A 12,041-nucleotide genomic window follows, 5' to 3' on the forward strand; every position below is an offset into this window, starting at 1 on the left:
TGTAATTAAAATTTTTCGGGTTTGATGAGCACGTACAACATATAAATGAATACGGCTACGGAAATAATAAATAATGCGATCATAGTCTTTTAGATTTTTTCGAACCAATCGATTGATCTGTAGCAAATCCAGCTAAGGATCAATAGGGCCAGGAGTAATAGAATTGTTAACATGATTTTTTTCTTTTATCTGCCCTATGCCAATCCACATGCCGAAAAACAAAACAGCAAAACAACAAGCTGAAAAACAGCTTGTTAAATGATATATTTATAAAAATGGGATTTATAGAAACTAAAAAACCCTTCCAAAATGGAAGGGTTTTTTCATATTGGAAAATAGATCTTTTCCTTTTTTAAGACTCAATGTTATACTCCTCAATCTTACGGTACAGTGTCGTCAACCCAATTCCAAGTAAACGAGAAGCCTCTGTTTTATTTCCTTTGGTATAACGCAACACCTTAATAATGTGCATCTTTTCAACCAATTGCATATTCATAGAATCAGATATGGCCGTTGCCGTATGGAATTCAAACGGCAAAAGATCCGCAGTAATCACATCACGATCAGACAAAATAGCCAACCTTTCAATTACATTTTTAAGTTCACGGATATTGCCCTTCCAATGATGCCCGGTAAGCTTGCTAATGACCGCCTTATCCAAACTCAATTGATTACGATTCACTTTTGCACCAAACTCGGCCAGAAAATGCTGTGCAATCGGTAAAATGTCTTCCCGCCGATGTGATAATGGTGGAAGCTGAATGGAAAAAACCGAAAGACGATAATAAAGATCCAATCGGAACTTACCCACCTCGGCCTCTCCCTGCAAATCTCTATTGGTTGCTGCAATAATACGGACATTTACACTACTTGTCTGCGTATCCCCTACCTTAATAAAGGTCTGGCTTTCCAACACCCTTAGTAACTTTGCTTGTAAATCTAGGCTCATTTCGCCAATCTCATCTAAAAAAAGCGTTCCACCATTCGCCTCCTCTATCAAGCCTTTTTTATCTTTAGAGGCTCCTGTAAAAGCACCAGATTTGTAACCAAACAATTCACTCTCTAAGAGCTCTGGGCTAAAACCACTACAATTTACGGCCACAAAAGGTTTATTTTGTCGAGGGCTATCATGATGGATCGCTTGCGCAAATACCTCTTTCCCAGTACCTGTTTCTCCTAACAATAATACGGTAGTATCAGTAGCCGACACCTTCTTCGCAAGGGAAACCGCATCTCGAATATGGCTTGAATGACCAATCATCGACTCAAAACTGTATTTCTTTAAAATACGATTTTCGAGACTTTGCAAACGAGCGTTCATTTTCGCTTTTTCGAGTGCTTTATAGATCAGCGGAATAATTTTATCATTATCGTCGCCCTTAGTAATATAGTCAAACGCACCATTGCGCATGGCCGAAACCCCATCAGCAATGGTGCCAAAGGCAGTCAGATTGATGATCTCTGAACCAGGTCTCAGCTTCTTAATTTCTATCACCAATTCCACACCACTACAATCAGGTAACTTAACGTCACTAAGTACAACTGGAATATCCTCACTCTTTAGGATTTTCAATCCTTCCTTTCCAGTAAAAGCTTGTAAAACCCGAAATCCCTCAAGACTGATGATACGGGCCAGCAGACTATTGATCTTTTTTTCGTCGTCAATGATCAGTATGCTATCTTGCATGGTTTGGCTCCTATTCTTATGGTTCTAATTGAGGCACGAAAGATAGCGAATTTAATTGCTTGCCGGAAGCCATAAGTTTTTTCAATGATTCTAAAAGCCTAATATAAGTACTTATACCATCTTCAATTTCAGAAAGATAGATGTATTCATCAGCAGAATGTGAACGAGCTGAATTTCCTGGGCCTATTTTTACCGAAGGTAATTGAAGCCAGCCCTGATCGGAACTAGTAGGCGAATCATAAGTTTCACAACCAATTTCAATTCCTGCTTGAACCAATAGGTGCGAACACGCTATCACGGATGGGTAAAGAATATTAGGCCTCACAGTAAGATCACAAAAAGTATGGTTTTTAATATTATTGATGATTTCTTTTACGGTATAGTTATGGTCAAATCTTATATCAACCGTAAAACTACATTCCCCAGGTACAATGTTGTGCTGTAGCCCACCATTAATTTCCGTAACCGTCATTTTCACGGCCCGAGGCTGACCAGGATCAACAGGAAATTCGTAGCTCGAAAACCATGAAATATCTCTTATTGCCCTATATATAGCATTATCCCCTTCTTCTCTCGCCGCATGGCCAGCCCTACCTGTAGCAACACAATCTAACACCATCGAGCCTTTTTCAGAAATAGCCATATCCATTTGGGTCGGTTCGCCCACAATGGCAACGGATATTGGCATTAAATCATCCAAAATACACCTAATCCCATGCGGCCCCGAATTTTCCTCCTCTGCGGTGGCCGCTAGGCATAAGTTAAAAGGTAAATCCTTCCTTTCATTAAAGTAAAGAAAAGTAGCAATAAGCGACACCAATGCGCCTCCAGCATCATTGCTGCCCAGTCCATACAACTTCCCATCCTTAATAACTGGTGCAAAAGGGTCCATTTGATATTGGCTATTTGGTCTTACCGTATCTAGGTGCGAATTAAGCAGCACCAAAGGCTTACCAGACTCAAAATGCTGGTTATAACACCAAATATTGTGATACTTCCTAATAGGATGTACCCCTTTTTGGCGAAGAAAAGCTTCTATAAAATCAGAGGCAGCAGCTTCTTCTGTACTGAAAGACGGGATGGCAATCAGCTTTTTCAATAGCTCAGTTGCCTGTTCATATAATATTTTCATAACTTTTATTTAAATTTTTTAGTGATGTACGAAGGGGGTGGAACGCTTTTGCAGTTCACGGACTTGCTCTCGCTCCATTTCGATAGGATCAAAAAGCATCGCCGTACAAAGACAGTTTTGGTTCCCTTTGCGCTGTAGGATATCATGGTTAATACAGCCTTTACAACCATCCCAAAACGCTTCGTCCCGCGTAATCTCCGAAAAAGCAACTGGAGCAAACCCCAACCTAAAATTTAGTTTCATCACAGCTGTTCCAGAAGTAATACTGAAAATCTTGGCATTGGGATATAGTCTTCTGGACATTTTGAAGACCCGTTCCTTAATGACGGTAGCTACACCCGTTTTCCGGTATCTCGGATGAACAATTAATCCAGAGTTAGACACAAAACGGCCATTTTCCCAATCCTGTAGATACGAAAAACCCACCCATTCCCCTGTTAAAGTTACAGCAATCACCGCTTTTCCCTCCGCAATCTTAGTTCCCACAGTCTCGGGGTTTCTCTTTGCGATCCCTGTACCACGTGCTATCGCAGAAACCTCGGTTTCGCACAGAATTTCAGGAATATATTTTAGATCATTTATCGTGGCAGTACGCACGAAAATCATTTCATTTTCCATATTCGAAAAATAATTATTGGATAAACTTCATTAATCGTTCTCTGTAAATATCATTTAAAGAGCGATGTTCCTGCCCAACATATTTCTCCGTCTCCGAAGTACCCGAAAGACGTACCAATTGTGCAAGGCCCAGAAATGAAATAAGCACATAAAACAGCATGATGAGATAATAACTCTTGATAAGCGGAACAACCTTTCTTGTTGTCCTAGTGATGGTCTTTTCCATGTTCAAGTTTTTCTGCTACCTACCAATAGCATTCCATCCCCAGCAAAAGAACAACACAAAACTGATAATCAACCACATATTATTTCACAACAAAGTTTCAACCAGTGTATAAGCCTACCAAAATGAAAGGGTTTTTCCCGTTCTGGATAATTTCCAACAGAAATTTTATTTAGATATAGATGGGATGAAAATAGCTTTGGTGATTTAACCTTCTTTGATAAACATTGGAGCAGCCATTAGACTATTCTCCACACTAGAATTGTAATAGACAACATTACGCTCGCCACTACTCGTCGTATTCATCATGCGCTTTACACTAGCATGTTAACTGGTCATTAACTTTAATCGTCATTTAAATCAAGTTATTTGTAGCCAGAGAAATACCTGCTGCTGTGAGTCAAATGCGAGATGATTAGCACATATCCAAACCAATAGACTAAACAAATAATGCCGTGGATGGATATAAGCAGAAAACGAGGAAGACAATTATTGTTGAAACGGATTTAAACTAAATAAAACAGGTCTGTTCGAAAGTGAACAGACCTATCATTTTAAGAATTAATTTTCTTTATTGGGGATTGGAAGGAAGTACAATTAACCCCCCAATACCCTTATTAGCGTTTTTTGATGGCATAGAGTTTTAACTTTTCAGATCTTGGAATAATAAAATACTTTCAATAAAAGAAAAGCCATTTCAAACGGTCTTGGCAAGAATTACTCCAAAACTGAAAACCCTTTTACAAAATTCAAAGCAGCTGAAACTGCGCTGAATTTTGCAATAGTCACCCCTTAGCTCTTGCAAGCTCAAGGGTTCAGATGTGTATCATCATAAAGATCCCAAATTTTTCCATCAGTAGGAGCCTCTTTCATTTGAGCCATTACAATTTTATCTCCGTTACATCGTAGATTAATCATACCATATTTTATTTCATCAGTTTTAACGTTTGAAGATCTTGCCAACTCGGTTGAGAAAACCAATGGTCTATCTGATCGAGAATATTTTCCTGCACAACCTATGGCATCCGCTCTCGGATGAGCGTAGCTTTCGTTATCACCTGATGAAATTACCGTCGCCAATGGATTTACTTTTTCCATGTATTCCAAGGTAAATTCTGATGCTCCATGATGGCAAGATTTAGCAACGTCTACTTCAAATGGATTTTCTTCATTGTAGTATTTCAATAAATGCTCTTCTGCTGGAATATTTAAATCTCCTCCAAAAAGGAAAGAACGTTTACCATACTTAAGTTTAAGTACCAAACTATGTCCGTTAACGGTATGCGCTGGGTCATCAAAATAATCAAAAGCAAATTCGCCATTAACTTCTGTCGGTATAGGACCCAAAATGTCGATGCCAAAGTGCTGCCCACTAATGGTTTTTGATGGAATACTGTTTCGGTAATCTATTCGTTGAAAATTTTGCAACCTTCCCTGCATACTTGCACTGTTTACAGCATTCAAAAATTTCTCCAATAAATCTTGCATTCCTCCTTTCTGCTGTAGATTATTTATGTCTTGTAGTGTATCAAAATGGGTTACCAGATATGATTTATTACCTTCTTTAATTCTTTTTCCCAAAACATCGTTATACGCTGTTGGAACACCTTTCTTGTTAAGATTGAATTTACCAATACCGTTATGGAAAATTGTACCAAAAGTATAATGAGGGTCATTGATAATATCGATCAAACCTTCATAATGATCCTTGTCAAAATGGCTCACAAAAACGTAGTCAATATGAATGGGTTTATTGTTCTTTAACTGGTAGGCATACTGCCACTTATTCAAATACCTGCTCATATTATCTGAAGGACCGCCGTCAATCAAAATCTTTATTCCTTCTTCATCATTTCCAATTTCAAGCAACGCACCGTCTCCCTGTCCAACATCTACAAAGAAACATTTTAATCCGCACGTATCTCCAAGGTTTGATTTTTTGATCCAGCCTTCGATACTGAATGCTTTTACCTTTTGCCAGATGTCATTTTCTTCATCCAACAATTGTACAAATGAACCCATTAAAATTGTGTTGTTTTTGTCGCCACCTTCGCCATTAGCCTTAATGGTAGCATAAGTGCTTGCGTACAAGCTAGAAATAACTTTGTAACCCATAAGAGTGAATATTAGATTTGGTTGATTAAATATACTTAAAAATAAAATGCAAATACCTGTTTATCAGTTAAGAAATAATTAAATCTTTAATAAATCAATTCAATAATTTTGTTTTCAAAAGAGGGAGTTTTTTAGCTTGGTGTTCACCAACAATCTTTATGATGAAGACGGTGTTTATCGAACACCTGAAATGATGGAAGTATTCATATCTAATTGCATGAAAATGAAAGATTTAAGCTTGATGAAATATCAAAAAAAAGAGGAATTTCTTGATGAAATCCCTCTCAGCGGAGAAAGAGGGATTCGAACCCTCGATACCCTTTTGGGGCATACACACTTTCCAGGCGTGCTCCTTCGACCACTCGGACACTTCTCCTTTTTATCTCTTTTAAGAAAACATATCCTTCTATTGATTTATAGAGAAATGCTCTCTTTTAAGATTGCTGCAAAAATATCATTAAAATCAATTATTCTACAATATATTTCGCCAAAATCAGCTGAAAATTTCCCTATTTAAAAATTAAATCTTACTTCACTTTAACCAGATATAATAACAAAGGCCTTTTGCAAGGCATCAATTTTTTTCTTAAATTAAAGACACTCCCGCTTTACCTCTCTGTTAAACTCCGCTCAAAAACTCCGTAAAAGTCCGTAGAAGTGCATACAAGTCCGTAGAAGTCCGTACAGTTACGCTGTTCCTAGTATGCTCCTTTAGGTTTCCTCTACTTTAGATAGCCTGATTTGATAAGCCACATAGGGACAAAAAAAAGCCTCGACCAATGGGTCAAGGCTTTTTGATAGCTGATAGGAAGTTTATTCAACCACGCTAACTTTTACCATATTGGTCCTACTTCTTTTCTCCAAAGGAACAGCAGCAGTGTTAATCACCACATCCCCCTTCTTAACCAATTTCTTTTTCTTCAACAGATCATTTACCTCTTCAATGGTTTTATCTGTACTCTCAAATTTATCGTAGAAGAAACCCCTTACACCCCAAACCAAGCTTAAAGTATTAAGCAAGCTTTCATTACTAGTAAAAGTAAAAATAGGCGCTTGTGGACGGTGACTTGCTACCTCAAAAGCAGTATAACCGCTAGAAGTCATGGTAACAATTCCGATAGCATCCGTTTGTTTAGCCAAGAAACAAGCCGAATCGCATACCGCATCTCCCAAGAAACTATCAGTTTTAGGCTTCAAAAATTTCTCTGCGTAAAACGGATAATTATTTTCTTCAATATTATTAATGATTTTCTGCATCGTTTCAATCACAATCAGCGGAAATTCACCTACCGAAGTTTCACCACTAAGCATTACCGCATCAGCACCATCTAGCACAGAGTTCGCTACGTCATTCACCTCCGCTCTCGTCGGACGAGGAGTAGTAATCATACTCTCCAACATCTGCGTAGCAATAATTACTGGCTTAGAAGCCGCTCTGCACTTGTTCACAATCATTTTTTGCAACAAAGGCACCTCTTCCATTGGCATTTCTACCCCTAGGTCACCACGAGCAACCATTACCGCATCAGTCACCGCAATAATCTCATCAATATTAGCAATCGCCTCTGGCTTTTCAATTTTAGCAACAACCCTAGCTGTTTTGCCTCTTTCCTTAATAATATCCTTTAACTCAACAATATCAGCGGCATTACGCACAAACGAAAGACCGATCCACTCTACATCACTTTCAAGTACAAAATCTAAGTTCTTTCTGTCCTCAACCGTTAAAGAAGGGATAGAAACTTTGGTATTAGGAAGGTTTACGCCCTTTCTTGAAGTTAAAATACCACCGTGAACCACCTCGCAAATCACCTCATCTTGATAATTGGTTTCCAATACACGCATCTGCAATTTACCATCATCCAAAAGGATAATTTCTCCTGCTTTTACATCTTTAGGGAAATTTTCGTAAGTGATGTAAATACGTTCCTCGTTACCAATACATTCTTGAGTAGTGATGATGGTTTTGCTGCCGTTAACAAGGTTAATACCACCGTCTTTCACCATCCCAATTCTAATTTTAGGCCCTTGTAAATCGGCCAAAATACCCACGTTATATTTGTGCTTGTGGTTGATCTCTCTGATGGTGTCTATCACCTTTTGATGATCGGCTTGTGAACCGTGTGAAAAGTTTAGCCTACATACGTCTAAACCCGCATTAAACATACTGTACAACACCTCCGATTTAGCCGAAGCAGGGCCCAAAGTGGCCACAATTTTGGTTCTGGAAAGAAAAGGTTTCATTAAAATTATCTTGTGATTACCGCCGCCACAACAACACTTAAATGTGCTACTTGTTTAAGCTCTAATTATACTATTTCAGTTTGATTTCAGATTCAAATATAGTGTATTTACTACACTAACAATATAAAATTTACATTACCAAATTTTCTTTGGACTTTAATTTACGCACATCTATTTGCGCAGCCACCTGAATATCAGGCATTTTATTCAAGCTAGTCAGAATAAAATTCAGGTCCTCCTTGTCTATAAACTGATGAATAACGATGAAGAAATCCACCTTGTTCATTTCGGGAACCAAAAAGCCCTCACTGTTCCTATTGCTGACCAAAAAATACTCTCGCTCACCCTCTTCCACAAAGAAAAAATACTTGGAAAATGCCAAGGGCGCTTCATCCGTATTAAAATATACTTCATGATCCTCAATTTTATAAAACTCCAAGTTAAGATTGGTGTTTATCTTGTGGCACAAAACGTAATCCTTCAACGATGCAGTGATGGCAATGAGGACAAAGTCCAAATCGAGCGACAGTTTTAAATAAGTTTTGTTCAAAATGTATTTTTTTGTTAGAATTACGAAATTATAAAACTAATTTTACTTTGGGTTTTAAACCCGTTAAAATTGATAGAGAAATAAAAACATTTGAAATGTGTTAGAATTTATTTTTCTTTGCACAGAATTATTTAACCATTAAATTATAATATTATGTCTGATATTGCTTCAAGAGTAAAGGCTATTATCGTAGAAAAACTAGGTGTTGATGAAAGTGAAGTTACGCCAGAAGCGTCTTTCACAAATGACTTAGGTGCAGATTCACTAGACACTGTTGAGCTAATCATGGAGTTTGAAAAAGAATTCAATGTAGCTATTCCAGATGACCAAGCTGAAACGATCGGTACCGTAGGTCAAGCAATTGCTTATTTAGAAAAAAACGTTAAGTAGAAATACTTTTTCTGTACAATACTTATAAATGGGATTAAAAAGAGTAGTAGTTACTGGGTTGGGTGCGCTCACTCCTATCGGAAATAGTGTTCCCGAATTTTGGGAAGCACTAGTAAATGGTGTGAGCGGCGCAGCGCCTATCAAGAGTTTCAATACCGAAAAATTCAAAACAAAGTTCGCTTGCGAGGTGAAAAACTTTAATCCAGAAGATTATTTGGATAAAAAAGAAGCCCGCAAATTGGATCCGTTTGTGCAGTACGCACTAGTATCCACCGAAGAGGCCGTTAAAGATGGAGGATATGATTTCTCTACACTTGACACTAACCGCATTGGTGTGATCTGGGGCGCTGGAATTGGAGGTCTAAAAACTTTCTTAGACGAAGTTTCTAACTTCGCCAAAGGAGATGGCACGCCTAGATACAACCCTTTCTTTATCCCGAAAATGATTATTGATATTGCTCCAGGGCATATCTCGATGAAGTATGGATTGCGTGGGCCAAACTTTGCCACCGTTTCTGCTTGTGCATCATCAACCAATGCGATGATTGATGCCTTCAACTATATTCGTTTGGGCATGGCTGATATCATTATCAGCGGTGGTTCAGAAGCGATTATTAACGAAGCGGGCATGGGAGGGTTTAACGCAATGCATGCTTTATCTACTCGTAATGATGATCCTGCAACAGCTTCTCGTCCATTTGATAAAGACCGTGATGGTTTTGTAGCGGGCGAAGGTGCCGGCACCATTATTTTAGAAGAACTGGAACACGCTAAAGCGCGTGGAGCCAAAATCTATGCTGAAATTGTAGGTGGTGGCATGAGCGCAGATGCTCATCATATCACTGCCCCTCACCCCGAAGGGCTGGGTGCTAAAATGGTAATGACTAAAGCGTTAGCAGACGCAAAGTTGGAAACCAATCAGATCGACTATATCAACGTACATGGCACCTCTACGCCACTTGGAGATATACAAGAAGCAAAAGCCATTGTAGATTTATTTGGAGAAGATGCTTATAAACTAAACATCAGTTCTACCAAATCTATGACAGGTCACTTGCTAGGTGCTGCTGGTGCCGTTGAGGCTTTGGCTGCCATTCTTGCCATCAAGAATAGCACAATTCCTCCAACCATCAATCACTTTACGGATGACCCTGAGATTGATCCAAAACTTAATTTTACTTTTAACAAAGCGCAAAAACGAGAAGTTAGAGCCGCAATAAGTAATACTTTTGGTTTTGGTGGCCACAATGCTTCGGTAGTTTTTAAGAAATACGAAGAATAAGCCAAAAAGTTTATGGTTTAAGAGCAATTGTATTGTATATTTATACAAATGCTTTTTCTATAATTAAATTTTGTGTTGCTAGTTGATGTCTTTGCTCAGCATTTATAAACTATATCTTTCGCCAAATAAGCAATTCTTAAAGAAATTAAAGAATGTGCTTGGTTTTGTCCCGGGCAATATTGCGCTCTATAAAATGGCGTTTAGGCACCGTTCGGCGGCCAAGATATTGAAAAACGGCAGCAGGAGCAGTAATGAACGCTTAGAGTTTTTGGGCGACGCTATTTTAGGCGCTGTAGTGGCCGAAATGCTGTTCAAAAGCTATCCCTACAAAGAAGAAGGCTTTTTAACTGAAATGCGTTCTAAGATTGTAAACAGAGCCAATTTAAATCAACTTGCCCGCAAAATGGGCTTTGATGAACTCATCGTATTCGATCAAAAAACCGTAAACTTCCAATCGAAACACCACTCCATGTACGGTGATGCTTTTGAAGCATTAATTGGAGCCATTTATTTGGACAAGGGCTATAACTTCACCAAAAACCTGATCCTTAAGCGCATCATCAAACCTTACGTTGATGTTCATCACCTAGAAATTACCGAAACCAATTTCAAAAGCCGCTTAATTGAATGGTGCCAACGACAAGGCAAAGACGTTTCCTTTGATGTAATTGAAAATGGCGAGGGCGAAAGCACCAAACTATTTACCGTACAGGTGATGATTGAGAATGAAACCTTTGGTATTGGCAGGGATTACAATAAAAAGAACGCCGAGAAACTCGCAGCAGAAAAAGCTTGCGAAGCCCTAGCCATCTAGCCTACCCCTAGGATAAGCGCTTTCTGATTTTTCACGATCTCCAGCCCTAGCAACCCTTTTCATTCCACCAAAAGCAGAGCCCATTTAGCATGCACCCCTATGTGCCTCTGTGGTTATATTTTATTAGGCGAGAATTAGCTAATTCGATTATTCCAACCCAAAAAACCAACCATCCAAAAAACCAAAAATCAATACACTAGTGCTGATTTTTAACTTTCCCCGCCGTATCACTATACTTCTTAAAAGATTCATTAATCCATTTAATCGCATCGTAAGTAGTCCAGGTTTTTGCCTTTTCGTAGTCTGGTCGGTAATCAACCATAAAATTTTCTAGCGCCTTTCCAGTCAAGCCAGTATGCTGATTAATGCTTGTTTTGTTGAAAAGCTGATCCACAACATTATCCTGCATTTCCGTTTGGTACATCCGATTAAACCTTCTGGCCTGTTTAGGAGTTTTGCCAAAAAGTTCATAGATAGCAGTCAGTGGACTACCCAAAAAAGAAAGCAGCGGAGGCTTTCCTCCATAAAAAGAACCTTTATCCCTGAAATCTTTTTTCAGCTCATCCAAAGTTTGCTTTTTAGTTTGCCCAGTAACCACCACCTCGTTTAAGGTCGTACCACGATTTAGGTACAACACCAGATCTTTACTATTACGCACAACCACTTCCAAATCGTTGAAATTGCGCTTCATCACCACTAGCGTATCGCCTACATTGGCTTTAATGGAAAAAATTCCCATATCATTACTCCCTGCAGAGTAGCCAGATCGTTTATTTTTGACCTCCGCCAAAGCAATGCGGATATTAGCTCCACGCTCAAAAAGCACCCCAGTAAGTGTAAAATCTTGTTGGGCAAAGCCCTGATAGGTGGTACCTATACAGAGGATGATTAACGAATAAAATGTGAGCCTAACTTTGCCTAGCATTTGCAGCGTTATTGTTTTATTTTGTAAACTTAGCAAATGTTTAGCGTTTAGCACGTTAAAA

Annotated in this window: 12 protein-coding genes and 1 tRNA gene; 3 read left to right on the top strand and 10 right to left on the bottom strand. The window is 38.7% G+C overall.

Translation table 11 applies throughout. The features are described 5' to 3' along the window. Positions 1–5: 5 nt before the first annotated feature. The 9 genes from kdpF to DUT70_RS11060 form a co-directional block, all read right to left on the bottom strand. Entirely contained in the window at positions 6–83 is a 78-nt protein-coding gene (gene kdpF, locus DUT70_RS21550) for a K(+)-transporting ATPase subunit F (protein WP_113647732.1), read from the bottom strand. Between the two features lie 269 nt (positions 84–352). Next, entirely contained in the window at positions 353–1,687 is a 1,335-nt protein-coding gene (locus tag DUT70_RS11030) for a sigma-54-dependent transcriptional regulator (protein ID WP_113647390.1), read from the bottom strand. 16 nt (positions 1,688–1,703) lie between these two features. Next, complete coding sequence (locus tag DUT70_RS11035; RefSeq protein ID WP_113647391.1) at positions 1,704–2,819, bottom strand: M20/M25/M40 family metallo-hydrolase; 1,116 nt, start codon at positions 2,817–2,819, stop codon at positions 1,704–1,706. Positions 2,820–2,837: 18 nt separating this feature from the next. Next, the gene (locus tag DUT70_RS11040; RefSeq protein ID WP_113647392.1) at positions 2,838–3,437 is read right to left on the bottom strand and encodes a GNAT family N-acetyltransferase; all 600 of its coding nucleotides are present in this window, start codon (positions 3,435–3,437) and stop codon (positions 2,838–2,840) included. A gap of 13 nt (positions 3,438–3,450) precedes the next feature. After that, positions 3,451–3,663: a hypothetical protein gene (locus DUT70_RS21180; protein WP_128353351.1), complete on the bottom strand. Its 213-nt coding sequence runs from the start codon at positions 3,661–3,663 to the stop codon at positions 3,451–3,453. An 804-nt stretch (positions 3,664–4,467) separates the two neighbouring features. Continuing rightward, positions 4,468–5,775 carry a hypothetical protein gene (locus DUT70_RS11045; RefSeq protein WP_113647393.1) on the bottom strand — a complete coding sequence of 436 codons (1,308 nt, stop codon included), beginning with the start codon at positions 5,773–5,775 and terminating at the stop codon, positions 4,468–4,470. Positions 5,776–6,063: 288 nt separating this feature from the next. Beyond that, positions 6,064–6,151, bottom strand: a tRNA-Ser gene (locus tag DUT70_RS11050). A gap of 437 nt (positions 6,152–6,588) precedes the next feature. Beyond that, on the bottom strand, positions 6,589–8,019 hold the full coding sequence (gene pyk / locus DUT70_RS11055) for a pyruvate kinase (RefSeq protein WP_113647394.1): 1,431 nt from the start codon (positions 8,017–8,019) through the stop codon (positions 6,589–6,591). A 130-nt stretch (positions 8,020–8,149) separates the two neighbouring features. Beyond that, positions 8,150–8,569 carry an IPExxxVDY family protein gene (locus DUT70_RS11060; RefSeq protein WP_113647395.1) on the bottom strand — a complete coding sequence of 140 codons (420 nt, stop codon included), beginning with the start codon at positions 8,567–8,569 and terminating at the stop codon, positions 8,150–8,152. A 153-nt stretch (positions 8,570–8,722) separates the two neighbouring features. On the opposite strand from DUT70_RS11060, the gene DUT70_RS11065 reads away from it, so the two are divergent. The 3 genes from DUT70_RS11065 (at position 8,723) to rnc (ending at position 11,055) form a co-directional block, all read left to right on the top strand. Continuing rightward, positions 8,723–8,959, top strand: a complete 237-nt coding sequence (locus DUT70_RS11065; protein ID WP_008508386.1) for an acyl carrier protein — start codon at positions 8,723–8,725, stop codon at positions 8,957–8,959. Between the two features lie 28 nt (positions 8,960–8,987). Beyond that, positions 8,988–10,241: a beta-ketoacyl-ACP synthase II gene (gene fabF, locus DUT70_RS11070; RefSeq protein WP_113647396.1), complete on the top strand. Its 1,254-nt coding sequence runs from the start codon at positions 8,988–8,990 to the stop codon at positions 10,239–10,241. Positions 10,242–10,326: 85 nt separating this feature from the next. Beyond that, positions 10,327–11,055 (top strand): ribonuclease III, encoded by a 729-nt coding sequence (rnc, locus tag DUT70_RS11075; RefSeq protein ID WP_113647397.1) that lies wholly within the window; start codon positions 10,327–10,329, stop codon positions 11,053–11,055. Positions 11,056–11,251: 196 nt separating this feature from the next. Here rnc and DUT70_RS11080 read toward each other — a convergent pair whose 3' ends face one another. Then, positions 11,252–11,980, bottom strand: coding sequence for a hypothetical protein (locus DUT70_RS11080; protein WP_113647398.1), 729 nt, complete (start codon positions 11,978–11,980; stop codon positions 11,252–11,254). Positions 11,981–12,041 lie beyond the last annotated feature (61 nt).

Origin of the sequence: Pedobacter chitinilyticus, assembly GCF_003313385.1 — a bacterium.
In the GTDB taxonomy this organism is placed as follows: domain Bacteria; phylum Bacteroidota; class Bacteroidia; order Sphingobacteriales; family Sphingobacteriaceae; genus Pedobacter; species Pedobacter chitinilyticus.